The sequence below is a fragment of the Pseudomonas fragariae (ex Marin et al. 2024) genome (genome assembly GCF_059621105.1).
Map to the genome: position 1 here is coordinate 3,320,593 of NZ_CM184369.1, position 26,013 is coordinate 3,346,605.

The 26,013-nt window shown below is 57.4% G+C and carries 20 protein-coding genes and 1 pseudogene; 8 read left to right on the forward strand and 13 right to left on the reverse strand.

Annotation, left to right across the window (positions count from 1 at the left end; genetic code table 11):
* Positions 1-15: 15 nt before the first annotated feature.
* Positions 16-1,497, reverse strand: coding sequence for an ArnT family glycosyltransferase (locus tag AC54XV_RS14160; protein ID WP_496716948.1), 1,482 nt, complete (start codon positions 1,495-1,497; stop codon positions 16-18).
* Positions 1,498-2,053: 556 nt separating this feature from the next.
* Between AC54XV_RS14160 and AC54XV_RS14165 the strand changes: the two genes are divergently transcribed.
* A complete protein-coding gene (locus AC54XV_RS14165) occupies positions 2,054-4,465 on the forward strand; it encodes a ricin-type beta-trefoil lectin domain protein (protein WP_011267899.1) in 2,412 nt (803 codons plus the stop codon).
* Positions 4,466-4,611: 146 nt separating this feature from the next.
* On the opposite strand, the gene AC54XV_RS14170 is transcribed toward AC54XV_RS14165, so the two are convergent.
* The 5 genes from AC54XV_RS14170 to AC54XV_RS14190 all read right to left on the reverse strand — a co-directional run bounded on the left by AC54XV_RS14170 (position 4,612) and on the right by AC54XV_RS14190 (position 11,299).
* The gene (locus AC54XV_RS14170; RefSeq protein WP_011267900.1) at positions 4,612-5,631 is read right to left on the reverse strand and encodes a hypothetical protein; all 1,020 of its coding nucleotides are present in this window, start codon (positions 5,629-5,631) and stop codon (positions 4,612-4,614) included.
* A 420-nt stretch (positions 5,632-6,051) separates the two neighbouring features.
* Positions 6,052-7,656: a hybrid sensor histidine kinase/response regulator gene (locus AC54XV_RS14175; RefSeq protein ID WP_058399032.1), complete on the reverse strand. Its 1,605-nt coding sequence runs from the start codon at positions 7,654-7,656 to the stop codon at positions 6,052-6,054.
* A 144-nt stretch (positions 7,657-7,800) separates the two neighbouring features.
* Positions 7,801-8,943, reverse strand: coding sequence for a glycoside hydrolase family 1 protein (locus tag AC54XV_RS14180; protein WP_058399031.1), 1,143 nt, complete (start codon positions 8,941-8,943; stop codon positions 7,801-7,803).
* A gap of 2 nt (positions 8,944-8,945) precedes the next feature.
* Complete coding sequence (gene glf / locus AC54XV_RS14185; protein WP_058399030.1) at positions 8,946-10,127, reverse strand: UDP-galactopyranose mutase; 1,182 nt, start codon at positions 10,125-10,127, stop codon at positions 8,946-8,948.
* Positions 10,115-11,299, reverse strand: coding sequence for a glycosyltransferase family 1 protein (locus tag AC54XV_RS14190; RefSeq protein ID WP_058399029.1), 1,185 nt, complete (start codon positions 11,297-11,299; stop codon positions 10,115-10,117). The genes glf and AC54XV_RS14190 overlap by 13 nt, the downstream gene beginning before the upstream one ends.
* A 419-nt stretch (positions 11,300-11,718) precedes the next feature.
* On the opposite strand from AC54XV_RS14190, the gene galE reads away from it, so the two are divergent.
* Complete coding sequence (gene galE / locus AC54XV_RS14195) at positions 11,719-12,747, forward strand: UDP-glucose 4-epimerase GalE (protein ID WP_011267903.1); 1,029 nt, start codon at positions 11,719-11,721, stop codon at positions 12,745-12,747.
* A 73-nt stretch (positions 12,748-12,820) separates the two neighbouring features.
* On the opposite strand, the gene AC54XV_RS14200 is transcribed toward galE, so the two are convergent.
* Complete coding sequence (locus tag AC54XV_RS14200; protein ID WP_003344936.1) at positions 12,821-13,369, reverse strand: cupin domain-containing protein; 549 nt, start codon at positions 13,367-13,369, stop codon at positions 12,821-12,823.
* Between the two features lie 127 nt (positions 13,370-13,496).
* Positions 13,497-14,246: a gamma-glutamyl-gamma-aminobutyrate hydrolase family protein gene (locus tag AC54XV_RS14205; RefSeq protein ID WP_024638139.1), complete on the reverse strand. Its 750-nt coding sequence runs from the start codon at positions 14,244-14,246 to the stop codon at positions 13,497-13,499.
* Positions 14,247-14,373: 127 nt separating this feature from the next.
* Between AC54XV_RS14205 and AC54XV_RS14210 the strand changes: the two genes are divergently transcribed.
* From AC54XV_RS14210 to AC54XV_RS14220, 3 genes are all read left to right on the forward strand, one after another.
* On the forward strand, positions 14,374-15,261 hold the full coding sequence (locus tag AC54XV_RS14210) for a LysR family transcriptional regulator (protein WP_058399028.1): 888 nt from the start codon (positions 14,374-14,376) through the stop codon (positions 15,259-15,261).
* 145 nt (positions 15,262-15,406) lie between these two features.
* Positions 15,407-16,471, forward strand: coding sequence for a Rieske 2Fe-2S domain-containing protein (locus AC54XV_RS14215; protein ID WP_003401095.1), 1,065 nt, complete (start codon positions 15,407-15,409; stop codon positions 16,469-16,471).
* A gap of 73 nt (positions 16,472-16,544) precedes the next feature.
* Positions 16,545-17,495, forward strand: coding sequence for a PDR/VanB family oxidoreductase (locus AC54XV_RS14220; protein ID WP_024643290.1), 951 nt, complete (start codon positions 16,545-16,547; stop codon positions 17,493-17,495).
* Here AC54XV_RS14220 and AC54XV_RS14225 read toward each other — a convergent pair whose 3' ends face one another.
* Both AC54XV_RS14225 and AC54XV_RS14230 read right to left on the reverse strand, forming a co-directional pair.
* Entirely contained in the window at positions 17,496-18,206 is a 711-nt protein-coding gene (locus tag AC54XV_RS14225; RefSeq protein WP_058399026.1) for a GntR family transcriptional regulator, read from the reverse strand.
* 74 nt (positions 18,207-18,280) lie between these two features.
* Entirely contained in the window at positions 18,281-20,251 is a 1,971-nt protein-coding gene (locus tag AC54XV_RS14230) for a putative bifunctional diguanylate cyclase/phosphodiesterase (protein WP_011267909.1), read from the reverse strand.
* A 228-nt stretch (positions 20,252-20,479) separates the two neighbouring features.
* Here AC54XV_RS14230 and AC54XV_RS14235 point away from each other — a divergent pair.
* Positions 20,480-20,584: pseudogene (locus tag AC54XV_RS14235) on the forward strand (nucleoside hydrolase); the annotation flags it as partial.
* Between the two features lie 27 nt (positions 20,585-20,611).
* Here AC54XV_RS14235 and AC54XV_RS14240 read toward each other — a convergent pair.
* The 3 genes from AC54XV_RS14240 to AC54XV_RS14250 form a co-directional block, all read right to left on the reverse strand.
* Complete coding sequence (locus AC54XV_RS14240) at positions 20,612-21,295, reverse strand: hypothetical protein (RefSeq protein ID WP_003401089.1); 684 nt, start codon at positions 21,293-21,295, stop codon at positions 20,612-20,614.
* 138 nt (positions 21,296-21,433) lie between these two features.
* Complete coding sequence (locus AC54XV_RS14245) at positions 21,434-22,333, reverse strand: LysR family transcriptional regulator (RefSeq protein ID WP_011267910.1); 900 nt, start codon at positions 22,331-22,333, stop codon at positions 21,434-21,436.
* Positions 22,334-22,471: 138 nt separating this feature from the next.
* Positions 22,472-22,885: a DUF3757 domain-containing protein gene (locus tag AC54XV_RS14250; RefSeq protein WP_054091205.1), complete on the reverse strand. Its 414-nt coding sequence runs from the start codon at positions 22,883-22,885 to the stop codon at positions 22,472-22,474.
* Between the two features lie 490 nt (positions 22,886-23,375).
* On the opposite strand from AC54XV_RS14250, the gene AC54XV_RS14255 reads away from it, so the two are divergent.
* Both AC54XV_RS14255 and AC54XV_RS14260 read left to right on the forward strand, forming a co-directional pair.
* Complete coding sequence (locus AC54XV_RS14255; RefSeq protein ID WP_024651941.1) at positions 23,376-24,719, forward strand: MFS transporter; 1,344 nt, start codon at positions 23,376-23,378, stop codon at positions 24,717-24,719.
* 18 nt (positions 24,720-24,737) lie between these two features.
* Positions 24,738-26,012, forward strand: a complete 1,275-nt coding sequence (locus AC54XV_RS14260; RefSeq protein ID WP_032655752.1) for a glucarate dehydratase family protein — start codon at positions 24,738-24,740, stop codon at positions 26,010-26,012.
* Position 26,013 lies beyond the last annotated feature (1 nt).

Below are 26,013 nucleotides of genomic sequence, written 5' to 3' on the forward strand. Positions count from 1 at the left end.
CTGCTCCGGTGGCCGTCAGTTGCCGACGGTCGCTGGACCCTGAGTAACGAAATAGTAGATACGCTCGCCGACCTTGACGCTGTCGACCATTCGCAAGGGTGGTTCGGGAGGCTGCAGGCGTTCCATTAGCGCCACATTGCCGTCGGCACGGGTCAGAAAGGTGCTCAATTCAGCACTGGACGTGAACGTGTCCAGCAAGCTCTGGCTGTAGAACACGCTGGCCCCTGCCAGCCGTTCGCTGGGCTGAAACAAAACAACATGCCGTCCCTGGACCTGCAGAGCATGAACCTTGTCGGTCAGCGGCAGGAACGATAACTGCCGGTCCGCTCGCGGTTCCAGCCACATGGCTGCGCCGAGATACGCCGTCACGATCAACACCGCCCCGGCAACCGTCATCGCCCGTCGGTTTCGTACCACAAACGCTGCAGATGCAGAGCCTTGCGAGCGTGCCTTGATGCGCTCGCCCAACACAAAGGCATATTCCGCCGCGATGACTGCCGCCGCCGGGGCCAGTGACATCAGATAAACCATGCGTTTACTCGAGGCCAGCGACAACAGCAGGAACTGCGCGATCAGCCACAGGCTGAAAAACAGCAGGTAACGATTGGCCAGCAGCTGTTTGCGGAAATGCCACAGCCCCAGATAGACAAACACATTCCACGGCAAAAACGCTTCAGGCAGTTTGCTCAGGTAATAATGCACGGGCTCGTAATGCCCTGCCTCTTCGAACGAACCACTGAAGCGTCCGACACTGTTGGTCCAGAGCACGTCCTTCAACGACTGCGTACCGCCCTGCCCGTATAGAAAGCACAGCCATACCAGCAAAGGCACCAAAGCCAGGGCGGTAAACATCGCCGGGCGTAGCCAGTGGACGGGAACAATGCGTTTGCTCTGCACCGACTCGCACACCAGCCAGGCGAAAATGACCACACCCGGCATCGCGAGGCCCAGCACACCCTTGCTCAGGGTTGCCAGCGCGATCCCCACTACGAAGAGCAGCCAGGCCCCTGCGGGAAATCCGTCGCTGCGTAAACGCAGACTGGCGTGAAAGAACCCCAGTAGCGCCATGCTCACACCCAGCGCCAGCAGCGCGTCCTCGCCCACCTGCCGCGAATTGCTCCAGAAGCTGGCCTGGGTCGCGAGCATGAATGCAGCCACCCACGCCACGGAGGCAGGTCGCCCGAAGCGACGCAGCATGCTGTACAGCAGCAACACGCTGAACAGCCCCGCACAGGCGGACGCGAGCCTGACCGCCCAGAGAGTCGCACCGAACGCCCCGATGGACGCAGCGTCGAGCCAGACACTCATCGGCGGCTTTTCCAGAAACGGTTGATCGTTCAGTTTCGGAGTGACCCAGTTGCCACTCAGGTGCATTTCCATGGCAATTCCCGCCACGCGGGGTTCTGTCGAGTTTTGTAATTGGTGATTGCCCAACGCGAGGAAAAACAGCATTGCACCCAGCAACAACAGCAACGGTGAAAGCACACGAGAAGTCATCAAGGTAGGTACCGGGTTGACGGGGGGGCAAGCAAAGAAGCGAATCGGTCTGGCGAAGTATAAGTCGCCAATTGTTGAAGAATTGTTAACCGGCGGCACACCAGACAGCCACTCAACGCTTGTTTAAAAGCTCGGCAAAAAGTCGGCCGTGAACGCCTGACCTGGCGCAGACTCCCCGTGGCCCAGAACGCATCCGACATGCAGGATGCGACCGGTGATCGGGCCCAATAAATCTCTTCGCAGGTCTACTAATCTTACAGATAAGCCAGCCTGATGCAGGTCATGCCTAGGCTCTGTACGAAAAGCGGCTGCGCTCGGTGATGCTTCGTTAAAAACAGGCTCGGAATGCTCATTTACAACACGTAGACTCCGCTTCCTCGCCTGTTTTTGCCTCGCCTGACCTTCGCTCGCCGACTTTTCGTACAGAGCCTAAGCGTGACCTGGCCGTGTTGGTCAACCCTGTGTTAATCGCGAACTTTTAGTTCAGAAATAGTTATAGGGCAAACAAAATACTGACGGCGCAAGGGATGCGCCGACACAAGCAACAGGGAGAGTTATGAAAACAATGCCGGCTTTCACGTACGTGTTTTTCCTGGGTTTTTTCCATTCAAACGCCTTTTCTACGGAGATGAATCCTTATGAGCAGATCATCAGCATTGCGCAAGGTGAGCAGGTCTGTTTAACCCTCGACAGTGATTTAAGTTCTGTCTCACTGCAGAAGTGTGTCAACACCGATTATCAACAATGGATCTTTGTGTCATCAGGGTCCATGCTGTACCTAAAAAACAAGGCGTTAGGCGGATCAACGCAGGCCATGTGTTTGTCAGCGTCGAATCCACGTCACGTCAGCATGAAAACCTGTGCCAGCGCCGACAGCAACGACTATCAATCCTTGCGACTCTGGAGCAGAGACGGTGACCACACCAGCGTGTTATCAAATAAATACATCAAGGATTTAGGCTTTGATAACTACCTGCTCAGTGATGGAAGCGGGCAGTTGGTATTTGGCCCTGCAGAGGGAGCTTCATCACACTGGACAATCACCCAACCTCTTTACGAAGAAATCATCAGTACAGTGAATGGCCCGGACGCCTGTTTAACACTGACGGGTGACATGACCAGTGTGGTACTGCAAAAGTGCCTGGGGAGGGACAGTCAGCAATGGACTTTTACGCCCAAGGAAAAAAGGCTTTATGTAAAAAACAAACTGCTGTCCACATCAGCGCAAGAAATGTGTTTGTTTGCGGCGAATGCCAACAGCGTAAAAATGGCCGCGTGTGCCAGCGCGGGCAGTCATGATTATCAGTCCAAGCGACTGTGGAATCGGGACGGCAACAACCCCAGTCAGCTGTCAAACAAATATATCAGTGATCTGGGAATGGCTAACTACCTACAAATCAATGCCAGCGAACAGTTGATATTGGGTGGCAAAGAACAAGGCTCGGCGAACTGGAGTATCGCCAAGCGTTATGGTTACATCAGGAACGTTGAAAAAGGGCAGGAAACGTGCCTCGCGTTGTCTGCAGATGAAGTCAGCGTCGAGTTTTCTCCCTGTAAAAGTGTGCCCGGCCAAGACTGGCGAATGTCCGTCATCGTACCGGGGTATGACAAATTGACCAATCGCGCGCTGCTGGACAGGGATACAGAAAAGTGCTTAGGGTCAACTAGTAAAATGATCAACTGCCAAGGTACCGGGTATACCTCGGAGCGTTCCTGGAGTTACAACAGGAACTTCATTCCCCTCATAGAAGGGTTTGTACTGGCCAATAAATATCGCAACGACCTTGTCGGTGATAACGAAGTTCTGGGCTTTGCAGGTAACACCATCCAGATGGTGCCGGAGTCACGGTCGAAGGCAGTGACATGGAACTTTGAATTGGCAGTACCCAAGATCCCCAGACGCCCCATCGTAGGCGATAGAAAAGTTCTCCTGCTGCACACCCGATACAGTGACAAGCCAGAAACCGACTTCGAGGCCACCAGGGAGGCCTTCTTCGGAGCGCCCGGTGATAACACATCATTTGTCAACGCGGTCTCTTTTTCCTCCGGCGATCATCTGAAGTTCATCGGGGATGCGGTGACCGGTCTAGACCTGGGCCCCAGACCTTCAGGTTGCCCCTCCACTGAACTGAGGAACAAAGCGATAGAACTCGCACGCGACAAGGGAACTGACAGGGATAATTACGATTATGTCGCCGTTGAGATTCCTTCTACTTCGTGCTCCTGGGGTGGGCTTGCTGCGATGCCGGGCTGGTGGGCCATGGGAAATAATTCGGGCCACAAGCCATGGATGTGGCAACACGAATTCGGTCATAGCCTCGGCGGACCTCATGCGACCTCGCTGGAGCGCTGCCCTTACAATAGTCGGGAAGTTGTGCAAATCGGCGCCAGTGGGTGCGCAGTCACTAATAGCGCTGACCCTTCGGATACCCTGAATGGTGGGGGGTCACGTCTTTACCCCATTCCTTATTTGTACTACGCGGGCTGGCTCACTGATGACCAATTTCCTGAAGTGATGAAAAATGGCACCTATAACATTGCACCCTTGTTCAGAGCGGCGGATCCCGAAGTGGTCAAAGGCTTACGCCTGTTTCGTAGCGATGGCAGTTATCTCACGCTGGAATTCCGCAAGCCTTCACCCGGCTTTGAAAACTGGCCAACTGACGATCCATTTGTCAATGGTGTGATTGTGAGAATCGCTCGTTTTAATGGCAACTCCGTCTCCAACACGCTCGTGGACACAACGCCATCAGGCATACATGGCATGAATGACGCTCCGTTGCGGCAAGGTGGGTCGGCAGACGACGTTTTATCCGGGAAGCGAATCAGAGTGACCCATGCCGATGACACGGGGGCTACCGTTGAAATCAACGATATTCCTGGTAGCTCTTTGGCAGAACGCTTGCTCTTTGAACGCTCTTTTAATAAGCAGATTGCAGAACAGGATGATGAGGTGGTGGAAGATTGAGGATTTGCCGAAAGGTAACCTCAATCAAAAAATGTCGACTGCATCAGTATCAACTGCACGCCATCAATCACCTGCATCATGAATAAAAACGGGGAGCGATCAACGCTCCCCGTCTGGTGCTTCCGTTCAAGTCTTATTGCAGTGAATCAGACCGCAGCAACAACCTTGGCTGGCGGCTGAGTGCGACGACCCAGTACGCCTGCACCCGCAGCTACCAGACCCGAGATCACCAGCGTGATCAGCAGAATCCAGGCACCTTGCGAAACACGCTTGGCGGTCACTTCAGCCGCTTCGCGGGCTTTCTGTTCGGCCTGAGCTTTCAGTTCCTGATACTTGGCATACGCCTGACGGTAGCTGGCCTGAGCCTGATCGACGATCTGGTTGGCTTCGGCGTCAGTCTTGTTGCCACGCGCCTTGATCAGATTGACCAGCGCCTGACGGTCAGCGGCGTCCCACGCCTGGTCGCCTTTAGCTTTGATGCGATCCATCAGGCCGCTCAATTGCTCGTCAGCTTGCTGAGGGTTCTGCGCGCTCTGCTTGGCAGTATTCTGCGCATCTTGCTGAGTCGCTTGCGCTTCCTGCTTGACGTTGTCAGGGTTCAGCTCGGGCTTGCCGGTCTGACGCATGGCTGTTTCGATTTCGCCCTGGATATCGTCCAGATTGAAATCAATGCCTTGGGCGCGCAATTGATCCTGAATCTTGCTGCCAACGGCCGGAGCCACCTGTGCGATACCGCTGCCCAGTGCCGACATGCCGCTGCCTGCCAGGTTAAGGCCGCCGCGCACGACGCCGGTCACTGCGCTGGAGACCAGATAAACAGTGATCAGCGAGACGCTCGCCCACACCAGCAGGCCATGAAACGCACCTTCGCGCTGCGCCAGACGTCCAGCGGCCCAGCCGCCGACGAACAGCGAGATCACCGAGCTTACAACGACCCAGATACCTGCGCCCGTACCAATGCCGGACAATGGATTGGCTTCCTGCATGGGATCGATACTGGCACTTCCGATTGCCGTACCCAACAGGTTCAGCAACAGCGAAACAACCATGGCCAGAACAACACCGGCCAGAATCGCACTCCAGGAGATTCGTTTAAGCAGCGGACCCGCTGCATGAGTTTCGTGGTACACGGGGGCACCTGGGGCGATACGGTCGTCGCGAATCATAGTCATAGTCCTTTGAGTCATTGGCAGTAAACGCACACATGTGTGGCGTACCCATCAATGACCCGAGCGACGTTCAAGAAGTTTAAAATTTTTATAGACTTTTTTTCAGGCTTGAAAAAGCACAATAGAACTGTATTGATAGTGACGCACATCAAAGGAACGTTACCTGCGCGCCATGCTCCAAGCGAGTTACAAACGTTCCGTTTTATTAGGTTGTTTGCTCTAACTATTCGCAGTTGTCTGATGTCCGTTAATAACAGACGGGCATTAACCGGCTGTCCGCCTTTTTGAATACCGACACTCACTGGATATACCCAACCTTACAAGGGTGTGCGCAGGTATCGTAATAAAGACAGCGCCAAACAGCATGAAGGCCCGACTGAGAACAGGCAGGCCTTCATGTGTTCATTGTCAGTATCGTCAGGCGATACCGTTCGGCCCGTCGAGGACCTGCCTGACCTTCCTGGCGAGGTCCTGCGGCATGCAGGGCTTGGACACCACCTCAAACTCGGAGCCGCCAATGTCGGTTCGCTCGATCGAGCTCTCAGCGTAGCCGGTGGTCAACAGCACCTTGACCTTCGGGAACCGGCGCCTGACTTCCCGCGCGAGCATCACACCGTTCATCCCGCCCGGCATGATCAGGTCGGTGAACAGCAAGTCATACGTACTGCCGGCCTCGAAGCGCTTCAGTGCCTCACGGGCATTGAGGACAATTTCCGAGACATAGCCGTAATCATCCAGCACCATCTTCGCCAGTTCGGCCACATCAGGACGATCTTCCACGATCAGGATCCGCTCGGAACTGCCAATACGCCGTTCCGAAGCTTTCGGCGGATCGTTCTTGCTCAGGACGGCTTCGTCTACCGGGAAATACAGGCGCAGCGTGGTGCCGACACCTTCTTCGGTATAAATACGCGCCGCACCACCCGACTGCTTGGCAAAGCCATAGACCATCGACAGGCCGAGCCCGGAGCCCTTGCCTTCTTCCTTGGTGGTAAAAAACGGGTCCATTACCCGATCACGGATACTCGCAGGCATGCCAATGCCGTTGTCCGTGACTGCAATAGAGACATAACGGCCGGGTAACAGACCGTCGTAAGACATATTGGCCAACTCGTCGACGACCAGATTGCGGGTTTCAATAAATATCTTCGGGTCGGGCCTGCCAATGAGTGCATCGCGCGCATTAATGAAAATATTAAGCAGTGCGACTTCTGCCTGGGTTGGATCGATACGGCAGTTCTTCAGTGCCGGATCCAGATCGGTTTCGATAACCACTTCCGGACCGAACGTACGCTCGATCAGCGGTTCTGTCGTGGAAACCAGGCCATTGAGATTGAGCACTCGCCCCTGCAGTTTCTGTTTGCGGGCAAATGCCAGCAGTTGCTTGGTCAGAGTACTGGCGCGCTCGACGGCAGACTTGGCGTGATGAACACTGCGCTGGACACGCTGCACATCAATGACGGGTTTCTCTGCCGCACTGCCAATCAAATCAATATAACCGCCCATCACTTGCAGCAGGTTATTGAAGTCGTGCGCGATGCCACCGGTAAGCTGACCCAAGGCCTCCATCTTTTGAGCCTGACGCAATGCTTCTTCGGCATCTCGACGGCGACTGATGTCCAGTTGCGAGGCAAAAAAATAAATCAGGTCGCCCGCGTCGTTATAGACCGGGGAAATAAACAGCGCATTCCAGAACGATGAGCCGTCCTTGCGATAGTTGAGAATTTCAGTGGAGATATCGACGCGCTCTTCGATTGCATCGCGAATCGACTGCACCGCCGCCCGGTCAGTGTCCGGCCCTTGAAGAAACCGGCAGTTGCTACCGATGATTTCCTCAGACGAATAGCCGGTCATTTCCAGAAATGCCTGGTTGGCAAAAATGATGGGGTTGTCCGGGCGATTGGGGTCCGTCACGATCATCGGCATCCGAGTCGTTTCTACGGCCGCGAAAAAGATATCTTTCCCCTGATGCTTGATATCTCCCGTCGCCGCATTGTCGACCCGGGCTTTATTTTCCGACACTCCAGAAACTCCACGACTGTTTATTGGGCTATTGCGCCTGCTCTCTAATGGCTAGGACTGGTGAAGCCTCAAAAGGGTTCTCAGGTATCTGACAAAAATCGAATTATATTCATTTGAGGGGTCACGCACTCCCGAAACGCTTACTCAAACGGCAGGTTTTCCATTCTTTTCTCGAATGAGAGCCGCCAATTCAAGCGTGTTGTCGCGCAACGCCACCTGCAAAGGGTCAAAGATCGCCCGCGTACCCTGCCCGTCTGCATAACCCAGCAGCCCCGCCGGACAGTGTCGGCCGTCATCCCAGCCCGGATAATCGAGAACGGGATACCAGCAGATACCTTGCACAGGTACGCCGGCCCTCAACGCCTTGCCGACCTCGGCACAAACGTAATTGAACCAGGGCAGACGCTGAACGCCTTCCGCACCGGTTTCAGAAATCAATATCGGTCTGCCGTATCGCCCGTGCAACTCGCTCAACATGCCCTGAAAAGGCCTGTACTGCGGATCGTCGTGCTTAAGTTTATGGCCATTGAGCTGCCATTGATTATGCGGATAAAAGTTGACGCCCAGGATATCCAGATACTCGGGGCGGCCGCCCAGCCCAGGCCATTGCCGTCCGGATAAAAGATCCCAGGCTTCGAACTGCGCCAGCCGATAGCGCTCTGCTGCCGCAGCATCTCCGCTGCCACGTGTCGCCGGTACTACATGAATCAATGGCTCGGCCTGAATAAAACGCGCGTTGGGCTCTATCATGCGTATCGCGTCTATTGCCGCAATACTGGCCCGGACCAGTTGATGCTTGAGTTCCATGCCGCGCTGCTCACTACCGGGGTTGAAATAAGCCATGTCGCCCCCGGCCCAACTCCAGAACGAAATCTCATTGATCGGCGAATAGAAAGGTGCGGTCTCCCCTTCGTCCTTGACACGCTGAGCCACCGCAGCGGCAAAACGCGCAAAGTGCTCGACAAACTGCGGCCGCCAGACATCCAGATGATCAGGGTAACCGTAATGGCACAAGTCCCAGATGACCTGGGTGCCCTGATGCCGCGCGGCTCGCAACATGGGCAGAAAACTGCTCCAGTCGTAACAACCTGGGCGGGCTTCAATCAGATGCCAGCGCAGACCGTCACGTACAGTACGCATTCCGCACTCGGCCACTGCGGCAAAATCTTCCTGCGTCCAGCGGTCGTGCCCGGTGGTGTGAAGCAGGTCGAGTCGCACACCGTCACCTCGTCGATGGCTGGCGCACTCGAATCCGCCGATGAAAAAACTGTCGAACAGACCGCCCATGCTCAACCTCGCGCAGGCTGTTCAATCGGTTCGGGAGGTTGCTCAGGGAAGTCATGGGCGAGCCGCTGGTACAACGCCAACGCCTGGCCCACGACCTGGTCCATGTTGTAATACTTGTAGGTGCCCAGCCGCCCAAGGAAAGTGACTTCATCCGACTGATCGGCCAATGCTTTGTAACGCTTGTACAACTCGGCATTTTCGGGTCGGGGAATGGGGTAATAAGGGTCGCCCTCGGCACTTGGAAACTCATAACTGAGACTGGTTCTGGCGTGCAGTTGACCGGTAAGGTGCTTGTATTCGGTGATGCGCGTATGACGGACTGCCTCATCCGGGTAGTTGATCACCGCCACCGATTGAAACTGCGCCTGATCAACGGTCTTGTGCTCGAAACGCAACGATCGATACGGAAGACGGCCGTAGCAATAACCGAAGTATTCATCGATCGGCCCGCAATAGATCAAATGCGAATACTTCACCGCCTTGCGCACATCGGCAAAATCGACCCCCAGTACGGTATCGATAAGCGGGTGGTTGAGTATCTGTTCAAACATGTGCGTGTAGCCATGCAGCGGCATTTTCTGAAAAGTGTCCGTGAAGTAACGACTGTCCGAGTTGGTACGGGTAGGTACTCGGGCGGTGACCGACCGGTCCAGTTGCGAGGGGTCCAGCCCCCATTGTTTGCGGGTATAGCCACGGAAAAACTTCTTGTACAGCTCCCGACCAATCTGACTGATCACAACATCTTCGGAGGTTCTTATCGTCTCGACAGGCTCGGCGCGGCTGGCAAGAAACGCTTCGGCTTCTTGTTCATTCATCTGCAAGCCGTACAGGCTGTTGAGCGTATCGAGGTTGATCGGAACAGGCAGCAGTTGGTTGTCTACGCTGGCGAGCACACGGTGTTCGTAATCGCGCCATTCGGTAAATCGTGAAAGGTATTCCACAATCCGCTCAGCGTTGGTGTGGAATATATGTGGCCCGTATTGATGAACCAACACCCCGGCACTGTCCAGGTGATCGTAAGCGTTACCCGCGATATGTGGACGTCGGTCGATCAACAAAACGCGCTTGCTCGATCCCGCCGCCAGCCTTTCCGCCAACACACTGCCTGCAAAACCTGCACCGACGATCAGAAAGTCATAGGGCGTCTTTTCACGCGCGGCTGATTCAAGATTTATCCGAGGCATTCGATGTGCTCCCCGATGGCCACCAGGGCGATTTGCGCCTTCATGGCCGCGCACGTGTTGTCCCAGGACTCGCCAACCAGCAATGCGTCAACTTTGCGAAGAAAATCGATAGTACCTTTGTGCGCCAAGGCCTCTTGAGTCGCGCGCACAAACCCGTCGGCGTCATCGGCAATGGCCACAACACCCGACTCACCATACGCTCTGACAACATCGGCAATCCGGGTTGATACCACCGGGCAGCCGCCAGCCAGGTATTCCGGCGTCTTGGTCGGGCTGATAAAGCGTGTGGAGTCGTTCAGCGCAAATGGCATCAACGCAACGTCCCAGCCCGACAGATAGGCTGGCAAGTCGTCATAGGACTTGCTGCCTAGATAATGGACGTTGGCCAAATGCGGCAGGCTTGCCGGGTCGATTTTCACCACGGGGCCGATCAAGACGATTTGCCAGTGCGGCTGCAACTCGGCCAGTTGCTGAATCAGCCCGATATCAAAACGTTCGTCAATGACGCCGAAAAAGCCAAGCCTTGGATAGGGGATATACTGTTGATCCTCAGGGTCAGACTGCCCGCTACGAGCGGCTGCAAAATGCCCGACATCGACGCTGCTGGGCATGGCGTGCACATTTGCATGCTGCAGACGCTTGGTCTCCCATAGGCTGAAGCCGCCAGTAAACACAACATCTGCGCGCTTCATCAAAGCTTTTTCCTGTTCGACAAGCTCTGGCGGCGCACCTTTGAACGCAGACAATTCGTCCATGCAATCGAAGATCGTCACGTGCGCGCTGAGGTGGTCGGTAAACGCCAGGCTCATCGGGGTGAAATACCACAACAGCAACTCACCGAAGTGTTGTGCATCGATAAAACGATTCAGTAATGCGCGCTGTGCAGTGATCACCTCATCAGGCTGCATTTTCCGGGGCAGGTGCGGCACCAGTACCGTGACACCGCACGCTTGCGGCAGTTGTTCAAGCCGGATATCAGGGGAGTCCGACAGAACAGGCTCCTCAAGAAACACCACCTGATAATCCTGCGCCATTCGCGACATGATGTGCTGAGGACGCTGATAGACAAACCCCCATCGCAGATGGGACAGGCACAGCAGTAAAGGCCTGATGGCAGCCTCGACTCTGGTTAAGGCCGACGTCTCGGATTGAATCGTTTGAACACCGTTCATAGCGTTTTCCCTTCTGTTAAAAAGTCCTGGATGAAACTGAAGGGCTCTGAAAAGGGCTGAACTTCGACGGCATTCATGATGAGGATAGGCAGTGGCGGCTGTTGCGTACATGGAACAATCACATGCATGGAGCAACCATAGACCGGCTCATGGGTTTCGAACACGCGCCCAGGCCGCTGTTCGTTGATTCCGATAAAGGGTAGGCGCCGTTGAGAATGAACCGTTGAACTCGGCGGAACAAATACGCCCCTAGTCTTGAGCGAATGTTTTTCTGGCACCTGCAGTACGTTTTCCCCACGCGGTGGTCTGGTCCTGATTTTCGCAAGCGAGGCTCCTCTGTCGTCCTGTTGAGAAAGGTCACGACGACGGGCCGTCAGCTCGCTTCTTGCCGAGGCGGCGAAAATCCAGGGAGGACAATCATGATTCTGGTTACCGGTGGTGCGGGATACATTGGCGCTCACATCGCGCTCGAGTTGCTTGAAGATGGCCGCGATGTCGTCGTGCTTGATAACTTGTGCAACAGTTCGCGAGAGCCGTTAAGACGGATAGAGGAACTCTGCGGGCGACAGGTTGCGTTCATCCACGGCGACGTGCGCAGCAAAGCGACGTTGCACCGGCTGTTCGCTCAGTACCCTGTCAAGGCAGTGGTGCATTGCGCCGGACTCAAGGCGGTGGGCGAAAGCGTTCGAGAGCCGCTGCGCTATTTCGAGACCAACGTGAGCGGCAGCGTCAACTTGTGTCAGGCAATGGCAGAAGCAGGCGTGTTCGACCTGTTATTCAGCTCATCCGCGACGGTTTACGGCGGGTGTGAGCAAATGCCGCTGGATGAGAACTGCCCACTGGGTTTACCGACCAATCCTTACGGGCACTCCAAACTGATGGCCGAGCATGTGATGCAAAGCGTCGCCCGCTCGGATCCACGCTGGTCCATCGGTCTGCTGCGCTACTTCAACCCCATTGGTGCGCATCCGTCCGGCCTGCTGGGCGAGTCACCCTGCAACACGCCGAACAACCTGTTGCCCTTCCTGCTGCAGGTTGCCAATCGACTACGCCCTGCCCTGCACATATTCGGCAGTGACTACCCCACGCTGGACGGAACAGGTGTGCGTGATTACCTTCATGTGATGGATCTGGCCGAGGGACACCTGAAGGCGCTGGACAAAATTCATGACGAACGTGGCGTATCCGTCTGGAATCTGGGCACAGGACAGGGTTATTCGGTGCTTGAGGTGGTGCACGCCTTCGAACGTATCTCCGGCAAAGCTGTGCCGTTGATCTTTGAACCACGCCGGCCCGGAGACATTGCAGCATGCTGGTCCGATCCGGGAAAAGCAGCGCGCGAGCTGGATTGGCGAGCCAGGTTCAACCTTGATTCGATGCTCACCGACGCCTGGCGCTGGCAGTGCATGAACCCGCAGGGTTACAGGCCGACAGCGCTGGTCAGTTGAATTTTATCCAGACGTATTGCCAGACGTGCTGAACGATCATCACGTTATCGTGACGCCTGCCAGCAAGCGCATGCTAGAAGTTGGCCGGTGTGTTGGCGCTGATGATCTCGGCTTCGTCCTGGCCAATATTGCGGAAGCGATGCGGCAAGGTGGTCGGGAAGTAATAGCCGTCCCCCGGACCGAGAATGTTGACTTGCCCATCGATGGTCAGCTCCACGGTGCCGCGCGTCACCAGACCGCACTCCTCGCCTTCGCTGTGAACGATCGGCTCATCGCCCGAGTCGGCACCCGGCGCGTATTGCTCACGCAGAAAACGCATCTGCCGGCTTGGCAGGGTCGCGCCCACCAGCAGCAAACGGGCACCGTTGCGCCCCAGATCGGGTTGATCACCGGCTCGAAACACGTACTGATCCTGTCCCGGAGGCTGATCGAATGTGAAAAAATCCGCCAGCGTCATGGGAATCCCCTCAAGCAGCTTTTTCAGCGAGCTGATGGAAGGACTGACACGATTTTGTTCGATAAGGGAAATCGTGGCATTGGTCACACCACTGCGTCGGGCGAGCTCACGCTGTGACAGCTTGTAGCTTTCACGCACCAGTTTGAGTCGTGCTCCCGTATCCATAGTGGCCTTATGTGAAAGATATCCGGTGAATGAGGCAGCGCCCCGGCGCAATGGATCGTCCATTACCCGAAGCCGTCAAGCCGGATATTAAATCACGTTTGCCCGCAACACTCAGCAGCTCATCGCTCTAGCGGTGGTTGCGCGCATAGCTCTGGCAGGCCTCGCGGAAGGCCTTGAACAGGTTGAGCGACACGGGGTTGTCCATGAACTCCCATTCCGGATGCCACTGCACACCCAGCACAAAGCCTGGCGCGCCGGGCATGGACACCGCTTCGACCAGACCGTCGGGGGCCAATGCTTCTGCGCGCAGGTCCGACGCCAGACGATCGACACCCTGACTGTGCAGGCTGTTGACCTCGAAGCCCGGGCCCAGCCCGAGCGAGTCGAGCAAACCGCCAGGCTGCACCTGCACGGCATGCTTTGGCGTGTACTGCACCGCCAGCACCTCGCTTTGCGGCTCACGATGATCCAGATAGCCGGGCAACTCCTGAACCCGCTGATGCAGGCTGCCGCCCAAAGCGACATTCAGCTCCTGAAAACCGCGGCAAATGCACAACACCGGCACGCCCTGAGCGATGGCAGCCCTGAGCAGCGGCAGTGTGGTGCGGTCCCGGAATACATCATGAGCGGTGCCCTCCACGCTCGCCGGTCCATTGTAGTGACGCGGCTCGACGTTGGACGGCGAGCCGGTAAACAGCAGGCCATCCAGCGACGCGAGCAGTTGCGCAGGCTCGGTGGGCACCTCGAGTGCAGGCAGAATCACCGGCATGCCGGCGAAGGCTGCAGCCTCGACGTACTTGTCGCCTGCGGTGTGAGAAGAATACTTGCCCAACTGCTGACGGCAGGCGGTGACACCGATCAAGGGAGGTCGCGACATAGCTTGAATCCTGTGTGAAATCTGAATGGTCAGCGCCATTTGGACGCTATCCAGCGGGAATGAAACCAGTCTAGGATAGTCATCTGCGCAACAAACATAGGCATTCCGGCAAAGGAACAATGCACCGATGCAATATGAAATCACCCACGCCGACCTTTCATTGGTGCTCGCCCTGGTTCGCGGCCGCACGCTGGCACGCGCCGCCGATCTGTTGCAGGTTGATGTATCGACCGTATTCCGCTCGATCCGTCGCCTGGAAGCAGCCCTCGGTGCAGCGCTGTTTGAAAAGAATCGGCGCGGGTACATACCGACCGATACCGCGCAGGCCATGGCCGAGCAGGCCGAGCGCGCCGAACAGGCGCTTGCTGCTGCGCGCATCGCCCTGCAACAGGGCGAACAGGTCGTCAGCGGCACGGTACGCCTGACCTGTACCGATGCAGTACTGCATAGCCTTCTATTACCGGCGCTGGCGGACTTCATGTCGCAGTACCCTGCCCTTACGCTGGAGCTGGCCACCTCCAATGCCTTTGCCAACCTCAGCCGTCGCGATGCCGACATCGCCCTGCGCCTGACCAATACGCCACCCGAGCACCTGATCGGACGCTGCCTGGGCAGTGCCGACTACTTTGTCTGTGGCCGCGCCGAATACCGCGAGGCCTTGACGCAGAACCCTGCCTCGATCCCGTGGATCAGCCCGGACGACTCGATGCCCGACCACACCTCGGTAATCTGGCGTAAACAGGCCTTTCCGGGGGTATTACCGAGCTACCGCTGCAGCAACATGTCGGCTGTCTCGCAGTTGGTCGCTGCCGGCCTGGGCGTCGCGGCGCTGACCGGTTTCACGGTCGAGGGCCTTGGAGCGGTCGAACGCCTGAGTGGCCCGCTGGAAGGATGCCGCACCGACCTGTGGCTGCTGACCCGCCCCGACTGTCGCGCATTGCGTTCCGTGCAGACCCTGCTGGAAGCCCTCGCGCCGCGCCTGCGCGCAGCGTTGCAGGTATCCAGCCCCGGCTGATCGGCCTCTGTGGATCCATTAAATAATAGTTAACTAAATTAATCATTGGATTAATCGCGATCCTGTGGCATTAATAATCGCGAGGAAACAACTTGATTCATTCTGTGGATCCATAAGACCAATAATCGAACCGTGGAGAACCATCATGCACCCGAAAAATGCGTGGTACGTCGCTTGCACAGCGGATGAAGTCGCCGACAAGCCTCTGGGCCGGCAGATCTGCAACGAAAAGATGGTGTTCTATCGCGACCAGAACCAGCAGGTCGTGGCCGTCGAAGACTTCTGCCCGCATCGCGGCGCCCCGCTCTCGCTGGGCTATGTCGAGAACGGCCAGCTGGTGTGTGGTTACCACGGGCTGGTCATGGGCGGCGACGGCAAGACTGTTTCAATGCCCGGCCAGCGTGTTCGCGGCTTCCCTTGTAACAAGACCTTCGCCGCGGTCGAGCGCTACGGCTTCATCTGGGTCTGGCCCGGTGACCGGGAAAAAGCCGACCCGGCGCTCATTCATCATCTGGAGTGGGCAGTCAGCGACGAATGGGCCTACGGCGGCGGGCTGTTTCATATCCAGTGCGACTACCGCCTGATGATCGACAACCTGATGGACCTCACTCACGAAACCTACGTGCATGCGTCAAGCATCGGCCAGAAGGAAATCGACGAGGCAGCGCCCGTCACAACGGTCGAAGGCGAGGAAGTGGTCACCGCCCGGCACATGGAAAACATCATGCCGCCGCCGTTCTGGCAGATGGCATTGCGTGGCAACAATCTGGCCGATGACGTGCCGGTCGATCGCTGGCAGATCTGCCGCTTCACGCCGCCCAGTCATGTGCTGATCGAAGTCGGCGTCGCCCATGCGGGCAAAGGCGGCTATGACGCGCCTAAGGAGTTCAAGGCGTCGAGCATCGTCGTCGACTTCATCACCCCCGAGACCGACACGTCCATCTGGTACTTCTGGGGCATGGCGCGCAACTTCAATCCGGCCGACGAAGCGCTGACTGCCAGCATCCGTGAAGGCCAGGGCAAGATCTTCACCGAAGACCTGGAAATGCTTGAGCGCCAGCAACAGAACCTGCTTCAGCATCCGCATCGCAACCTGCTCAAGCTCAATATCGACGCCGGTGGCGTGCAGTCACGCAAGATCCTGGAGCGATTGATCGCTGCCGAGCAGGCCGGTCCCGGCGAGCAGATTCCCGTGATGGCGACGAAATGACCGGCCATTGCCCGTCGAAATACGAAGAAAACAATCAGAAGTGACCCTTGCCGCGGTCACCCGAGGACCTGACATGATCGACGTGACAGTGTTATCACGTAACGATGAAGCGCTGGATATCTGCAGCTTTGAACTGGTGCGGGCAGACGGAGCGCTGTTGCCGCCGTTCAGCGCAGGCGCGCACATTGACGTGCACCTGCCTGACGGGCTGATCCGCCAGTACTCGCTGTGCAATGCCCCGAGCGAGCGTCACCGCTATCTGATCGGCGTCCTCAACGACCCGGCCTCGCGTGGTGGCTCACGCAGCCTGCATCAGCAGATTCAGCCTGGCGCGCAGTTGCGTATCAGCGAACCGCGCAACCTGTTCCCGCTGGCTGAAAACAGCCGACGCACGCTGCTGTTCGCCGGCGGTATCGGCATCACCCCGATCCTGTGCATGGCCGAACAGCTTGCGCTGGAGGCTGCCGATTTCGAGCTGCACTATTGCGTGCGTTCCGCCGAGCGCGGCGCCTTTATCGAGCGCCTGAAGCATTCGGCATTTGCCGAGCGCATCACGCTGCACTTCGATGAACAGCCGGACACCGCACTGGAGGCTGGTAAAGTGCTCGCCAACCCCCAGCCCGATACCCATCTGTACGTGTGCGGGCCAGGCGGTTTCATGCAATACATCCTCGACAGCGCGCGTGCCGCTGGCTGGTCCGAGGACACTCTGCACCGCGAGTACTTCTCCGCAGAGCCGGTAGACACCAGCAACGACGGCAGTTTTTCGATAGAGATCGCCAGTACTGGCCAGGTCATTGCCATTCCGGCCAACAAGACGGTCGCTCAGGTGCTCGAAAGCCACGGCATCGATATTCCACTGTCGTGTGAGCAAGGTGTCTGTGGCACCTGCCTGACGCGGGTGTTGAAAGGCATTCCGGATCATCGCGATCTGTTTCTGACCGAAGATGAGCAGGCGCTCAACGATCAGTTCACGCCGTGCTGTTCACGTTCGAAGACGCCCGTGCTGGTGCTCGACCTCTGATCAGTCCGGGCGCTGAATGACCTTCATGCGCTCGTTCTGCCCGGCGCCGAAGATTTCCGCGTAACGCAAGGTGGCATTGGCATGCTCGCGCATGATGGCCTCGGCGCGAGCGCCCTGCCCGTTGACCAGCGCATCCACCACGGCGTGATGCTGCATGTGGGCGAAATTGAACCGCCGGTATTCGCGAATCAGGTTGTCGCGATCCACGGCCAGCGCGGTCACCGAGGCAAAAGGCAGATGGTCGTTGCGCGACAGTGCATCGGCAATGGCGCGATTACCGCTGCCCTCGACGATCACGCGATGCAGACGCATGTTCATGTCGTGATAGACCTCAAGGTCATCTTCAGTGACATGGCCTTTCTCGAACAGCGCGTCACCCTGCACCAGACAGGCCTCCAGTTCGTCGCGCGCCTCCTGGGTCACGCCGCGCTCGGCCATTTGCCGCGCAGCAAGCCCCTCCAGGACACCGCGGACATCCACCGCACCGGCGATTTCCATCGGGCTGATCGAACGCACCTGAAATCCACGCCCGCCAAAGGGCACCAGCAGCCCTTCCTGCTCCAGCGTGCGGAACGCCATGCGCACCGGCATGCGCGACACGCCGAACAGCTCGGCGGTCGGCACCTCCATCAGGCGCTCGCCGGCAGCCAGCTCGCCTGATGCGATCATCTTGCGCAGCGCAACAAGGACGGTCTGCCTGGGTTTGCTCATCAAAGGCTTCCGTGGGGATCAAAAAAGGCATCTTACCCCACGCGCGCCCGAGTGAATCGCCCACATGCAATCGATCAGAGGGGGCACGAAGCGGCGTAACCGAAGGTGCGCTCTTCATCGGGTATTTCAATCCATGCCAGCGTCTCTGCAAAACTGATCGGCGGGCTGTAGAAGTAACCCTGCACCATCGTACAACCCAGGGTGGTCAATGCATTCAACTCATCCTGTGTTTCGACGCCTTCGATCACGCAACCCAGCGACATGTCCAGACTCAAGGCAACCAGCGATTTGACGATCTTGTAACTGGCCGGGTTGTTATGCACCCCGGTGACAAAGCTGCGGTCGATCTTCAGCTTGGTCAGCGCCAGCGCGTGCAGTTGACTGAGGCTGGAGAAGCCGGTGCCGAAGTCGTCCAGCGAGATGCCGCAACCCAGCTTGCGGAACTGGGTAATGGCCTGCTGCACCTGGGCGATATCCTGCATGACCGCCGTTTCGGTGATTTCCAGATCGAGCCGCGACGCATCGAAGCCGCTGTGTTCGATGATCTCGACAATTCTGTTGACACTTTCCCAGGTCGCACAGTCGTGCGCGGACAGATTGAACGACAGCCTGACAGGCGCAGGCCACGATAGGGCCATGCTTAGCGCCTGGGTCAACAAGGGCACAGTGAGCTTGTTGATCATGCCGATGCGCTCGGCGATCGGAATGAAATGCGCCGGCGAAACAGCCCCCAGTTCCGGGCTGTTCCAGCGCGCCAGCGCCTCGAACGCCACCGTTTCGCGCGTGCAGCTTTCAATGATCGGCTGAAACAATACGTGGAACTCGGTTTCCAGATTGGCGCGCCGCAAGGCCTGTTCGGTAACGCCGTCGGCATGCAACTGCTCACGGTGGCTAGCGGAGAACAGGCAGGTGGTTCCGGGGTTATGGTTTTTGCCCTGATACAGCGCGTAATCGGCAAATTCGAACAGCTGGGTCGCGTTATCTGCGGTAGCCGGGTACGTCGCCAGGCCCAGTGTCGCGCCAATCTGGATCGGCATGTCCGACAGTTCGAAGCTTTCGTGCATGAGGTCACACAGGTGTTTGCCAAACGCCTGCAATGCCTCGCTGTCGATGTCTCCCTTGATCACCAGCGCGAACTCGTCACCGCCCAGTCGCGATACATGCACCTTGTCGCTTGAGGCGCTGGTCAGGCGTTCAGCCACCAGCATCAGCAGACGGTCGCCGATTCGATGACCATAAAGGTCATTGACCGGCTTGAACCCGTCCAGGTCCAACACGCCCACTGCCAGCCCGCTGCGCTGCGCCATTGCCTCGGTCATCGCGGTATCCAAAGTCTGAAAGAACTGCCGACGATTGGGCAGGCCCGTCAGGCTGTCCTGATTGGCCAGCAGCAGGTTCTCGTTGCTCAGTTGCTCGGTCTTTACCTGCACATTCACCAGACTGGTGAAATCGCGGTACTGGTAATGAAGAATGATCAGCATGCCGATCGACACCAGCACGATATTCACCGCCGTGGCGATAAAGGTAATGTTGTAAGTCGAGGCGAAGAAAATCACGAAGGCGGTGTTGACGACCAGCGCGGTGGTCAGCGCTGCGGGCCGCAAGTGCATCATGCAGAAGATGCAGACAATCACCGTAATGCCCATAAAAAACGCGACATGCGCCTGGGAATAGGCATCGCCATAGGGGTAAAGCGACAGGGACCAGGCGGCAAACCCGGCCGCTATCACGCCCGCCAGACCATGCGTACCGCGCAGCGTGGCCAGAATGATCGCCGGAGCGGGTGGCGGCCGGTTTACAGTGCGCAACCATTTGCTTGCACGGACGCCACAGATAACCGTGAGCAGCGCAGGGACCAGCAGCGTCAGCCACACCGGAGCGGTTCGCCAATGAGTGAACGCCAACGCCCAGGTATTGACCAGCAGCACGAAGTACATCAACGGCAGTTGTCGGGACAACGCAACGTACTGGGCCTGCAACAACCTGGGGTTATCAGCAGGCACAGACATCAGGGCACGCAAGGCACCCGGTAGTTTTTTCAGCATCGCAAGGCTTCTCTGTTACCACAGTCAAAGCACACGTGGCTTGCTGCTCATCATGCGAACCGGACAGCTAATTGTCGGCTCGCTTGTCAGGCTCTCGGCAGAAGTGATTAATTCTTTACGGTAAAACCGAGCCGTGCATCGGTTTAATTGAAATAACCCGCCGGTCACTTTCCCCTGCGCGCGCCTGGATTAATGACGCTTGTACACCTTTCAAGCGTCCCCTACGGGGCAAGGAGCATTAACGTGCCGATCTTCGATTTGCAGGCGACCATGCTGATGGCAGGCGGTATTGAAGCAGCGAAAGTCGATGAGCAGTTTCTATCGGTCAACAGCCTCACAGGCCTGACGCAGTCACTACAATCAGTTCGCCGCCACTTGCGCCCGGTCGGCCTGCATGACCAGGGCTTTGAGCGAGGCGTCGAACTGCTTCAAGGCATTCACTTGCAGATCACGCTGCTGATCGATCTGTGCGGCGATCTCCGGAGCGGCCTTGCCTTGCACCCAGACCGAGGTCATTTCCCGAACCACCTCACCTTCAGCCTTGCCGATGTATTGCAGGTCGTTGTCATAGAAGCGTGCCATGAACCGCGCTTCGACCTGACTGTTGCGCTTGCTCACCAGACGATTGTAAGTGTCGAGCATGACCACCACATCCGGCCGCGCCTGCATCAGCGCATCGAGCGTGTCGTAGACGGTCACCGAGGCGAACTCTTTCTTTAATGAGCCCACCAGCCAGTCGGTCGCCAGTGCCGGGTCCGAACTGTTGACGAATGCATTGCGGATACGCGAATCGAGCGCGCCACTGCGGCCACTCCTCAGCGCCACCGAGTGATAGTTGTTCAAATACTGAAGGTTGCTGAGGGTGTTTTCGCTGTACAGCACGCCCACCGACTGAGTGTGTTGCAGGCCCGCAGCGCTGTCGACCACGGGCATGAAATGGCAGGACTGTTCGGAGACCGGGGAGACGGCAGCATTGACGGGGGCAGTGAACACAATGCTGGTGCTGAACACGGCAGCAAACGTCAACAGATTGAACATTCTCATCGCGTCGTCTCCCTTTGGAGCAGGTGGCTATGGCGCCATCCTCCTCCTTTGCCGGAAAAACAGAACTTGCCTTGCTTGATGATGACTATCGACTGAATGAATGATAGTTGATGCCACTACGTTGCAAGGTTTTTCGCTTCAATTTTCATCTGCCCTGACGGCCGCCCGAATGGCTTGCAGCAGCATCCGGCACGCCGGATTGTCATTGTCGGTACGCCAGACCAGGTGCAACTCGCTCTGCACGCCTTCGCCCAGGTCAATGTCACGAAACACGACATCCTTGAACACCACATTGGTTGCACAACGCGGCACCAAAGCCAGGCCCATTCCGGCGTTGACCAACGCCAGAATAGTCAGTGACGATCCAAGCCATTGGACATACTCCGGTGCAACTCGTGCGGAGCGAAACATACCGGTCAGCAGTTCGTTGAACGGTGGATACGCCGAATGCGAATACATCAGGAACGGTGCGCCATCCAGATCGGCCACCGCCACCGAATCGGCATGCGCCAGGCGATGATTGCTCGGCACGGCCAGCACGAACGGCTCGCGTACCAGGCATTCGCTCTCGTAACCCGGCTGAAACAACGGTGCCCGCACGATGCCCAGGTCAATGCGCCGCGCCCTGAGTGCTTCGTGCTGCTGATAGGTATTCATTTCCGTCAGGGAAATCTTCACCTGCGGCTGTTTGAGGCGCGCCTCGGCGATCACCCTGGGCAGAAACTCGTACACCGCGCTGCCGACAAAACTGATAGTCACCGAGCCGATGTCACCTTCGGCAAAGCGCCGCGCGGAAATGGCCGCCTGCTGCGCGCGCTCCAGCAAGGTCTGCGCCTCAATGAAAAAGGCCCTGCCCGCGGCAGTCAGTGCCACACTGCGAGTGCTGCGGGTGAACAGTTCTACGCCTAGGTTGTGCTCCAGTATCTGAATCTGCCGACTCAACGGCGGCTGCGTCATGTTAAGCCGTTCGGCGGCACGGCGAAAATTCAGCTCTGTGGCCACCGTGGTGAAGCAACGCAGTTGGGAAAGCTCGAACATTGATCCACTCCCGGTATCAATCAAGTCACTGACACAGAGTACAGTAACTGCTCGAGCAACCCAGTGCGCCGTTTGACAAAGCAAAGGGAAAGACGCCCATAGCTGACACGTCTTTGAACCTTTGATTATTCAAACGTATTATTCAAACGTACAGAGTGTTGGGTCAGCGGCTTTACATTCTTTGTCTTTCCAACTGCTCCCGACAGTCTTGGGCTCCGACGGAGTTTTAAGTATTAATCTAAACCCCGCATCCTTCGATCCTTTATCACTCGCTCCCTCATAATCACACGCGACAAAAAAACCCTTATCGTTATTGCGGATACCGGCCAGTGTAAAGTGAACACTTTCAAGGTCTGCTTCCGTAGCCAAAGGGTTTTCGCCACTCCAGTGCTGCCCAGAAGGGTCAGCAGCTTTGTAGGAGTAGCCCCAATCCTCGGAGGTTTGAGTTATGTTTTTGACTGCCGGGCATGCGCTGGTCGCTGCGTAGGTATTGCCCATCAAAGCAGTCATCATCACAAGGCATGCTGACGCGTTCTTGAATTTCATATTCATGTCTAACGCTCCGTTTTCAACGAAATAAGCTGGATAACTAATTATCAGCAAAGCGCACGACGCCGACAGAGATGACCGGAGGCCATTATTGCAAGACTAGCTTATGTACATACCTGGGCAAGACGGCCGCTTACAGGGGTCGTTATATCCGACAGGTGGAGTGACTAACGGAAGATACAGGGACTTGGCAATGAAACTTACACTCGGCTAGAAACTGTAAGCGCCGATTGACAGGCAGCGATTCAATCAAGCACTCCGGCACTGGATTCTGTGCTCTGAAAATGCACCCACTCTGCACGGGTTCCATAAATCATACCGAAGGTGCCCAGCACCGCACAGAAGCACAGCGATCAATACAATATGGGTATCAATCAAGTCAAAAGCTGGATTGGACAGGAATAATACACGCCTCCATGATCGACTCATCCCCAAAAAAACAATGAATGGGAGTCGCCTCTTGAATACCGTCCCTGGTACTACGGACGCCACGGTGCTTGCCCGTGCGGCCGCCAAGGTGAAACGCCACGTGCTGCCGCTGTTCGTGGTGATGTTCATCGTCAATTACATCGACCGGGTCAATATCGGTTTTGTACGCAGCCATCTGGAAACCGATCTGGGTATCGGCGCAGCAGCTTACGGGCTGGGTGCCGGATTGTTCTTCGTCGGTTACGCACTGTTCGAAGTCCCCTCCAACATGCTGTTGCAGCGCTACGGCGCCCGCGCCTGGCTGACCCGCATCATGTTTACCTGGGGCGCGGCCGCGATGGCCATGGCGTTCGTCCAGGGGGAAACCAGTTTCTACGTGCTGCGCTTCATTCTGGGCGCTGCCGAAGCCGGTTTCTTCCCCGGCATCATCTATTACTTCACCCAGTGGCTACCCTCCAGTGATCGCGGCAAGGCCATGGCGCTGTTTCTCAGCGGCTCGGCGATAGCCTCGGTTATTTCCGGACCGGTGTCCGGCGCCCTGCTCGGCATCGAGGGCCTGAACCTGCATGGCTGGCAATGGATGTTCCTGATCGAAGGCTTCGCGTCGATCGTGCTCTGCGGTTTCGTCTGGTTCTGGCTGCAATCACATCCTCATGAAGCCCGCTGGCTCAGTGACGAAGAAAAAACCGCGCTCAGCACCGCCATCGCCGAAGAGCAAAGGCTGCGCGAAGCAGCACAAACCGTCAGACCCTCGGTATTCCGACTGTTGGCGGACCGGCAGATCCTGCTGTTCTGCTTCATCTATTTTTCCGTGGCCCTGACCATCTACGGCGCCACCTTCTGGCTGCCGAGCATGATCCGCAAGATGGGCAGTTTCAGCGATTTCGAGGTCGGGCTGTTCAATTCGATCCCGTGGATCATCTCTATCGTGGCCATGTACGGCTTCGCAGCTCTGGCCGCACGCTTCAAGCACCAGCAGGCCTGGGTAGCGGTGACCCTGGTCATCGCCGCCGCCGGCATGTTCATGTCCACCGTGGGCGGTCCGGTGTTCGCCTTTGTCGCCATCTGCTTCGCGGCAATCGGTTTCAAGGCCGCGTCTGCGCTGTTCTGGCCAATCCCTCAAGGCTATCTGGATGCACGCATTGCTGCTGCGGTCATTGCGCTGATCAACTCCATCGGCAACCTGGGCGGTTTCGTCGCACCGACCACGTTCGGCTTTCTGGAACAGACCACCGGTTCGATTCAGGGCGGTCTGTATGGCCTGGCAGCGACATCGCTGCTCGCTGCCGTGGTGATCTTCTTCGCCCGCACTACGCCACGAGGTGACCGCGGCCGCCCGTCCAGGGCTGAGCGGCCCGCAGCGCTCAGCCCTGCCGTCAATGGCACCCCTTCCAGCCTCAAACCCTGACCTCCGGGAGACCGCCCTTTGAAAATCATACGTGTGACCGTAACCCCTATCGCCTTTCGCGACCCGCCGTTGCTCAACGCCAGTGGTATTCACGAACCCTTTGCCCTGCGCTCGATCATCGAGGTGGAAAGCGACAACGGCTACATCGGCCTCGGTGAAAGCTATGGTGATGCCCCGGCACTGGCGATTCAGCAACAGGTGCAGACCCAGCTGATCGGGCTCGACCCGTTCAACCTCAATCAGCTGCGCAGCATCGTTCAGGCGACCGTGGCGGCGCATAAGCCAGCCAGCCTGGCCGGTGCCGAACTGGCGCCGGGCTCACACGCCAGCAAGGCGGTAAGCAATGCTTATTCTGCGTTCGAAGTGGCATTTCTGGACCTGCAGGCGCGTTCCATGAACCTGCCACTGGTGGACCTGCTCGGCGGCGCCATTCGTGACCAGATACCCTTCAGCGCCTACCTGTTCTTCAAATATGCGCAGCATGCCGATGCACCCTACGCGCCCGACAGCTGGGGAGAAGCGCTCAGCGAAGAGCAGATCGTCGCTCAGGCCCGGCGCATGATCGACGCCTATGGCTTCAAAAGCATCAAGCTCAAGGCCGGTGCGCTGCAGCCGGAACACGAGGTGTCGTGCATCAAGGCGCTGAAAAAAGCGTTTCCCGGTTACCCGCTGCGCATCGACCCCAACGGCAACTGGTCACTGGAGACCTCGATTCGGATGGCCGAACTGCTGGGCGATGATCTGCAATATTACGAAGACCCGACGCCCGGCCTCGACGGCATGTCCGAATTGCACAAACGCACCGGACTGCCGCTGGCGACCAACATGGTGGTGACCGATTTCGACGAGTTCCGCCGCAGCGTGGCACTGGACAGCGTGCAGATCGTGCTCGCCGACCACCATTACTGGGGCGGCCTGCGCGACACTCAGGCGCTGGCGAAGATGTGCGACACCTTTGGCCTGGGCGTGTCGATGCACTCCAACTCGCATCTGGGCATCAGCCTCATGGCCATGGCCCACGTCGCAGCGTCGGTGCCCAATCTGGACTACGCCTGCGACACGCACTACCCGTGGCAGGAACCGGACGAGGAAGTCATCAAGGGCGGCAAACTGCCGATTGTCGACGGCTGTGTCAGCATCACCCGCGCACCCGGTCTGGGGCTGGAACTGGACTACGACCAGCTCGGCAAACTCAATGATCAGTACCACAGCTGTGGCATCCGGCAGCGCGATGATGTGAAGCAGATGCAGAAGTACAATCCGGACTGGAAGGCGGTCAAACCGAGGTATTGAA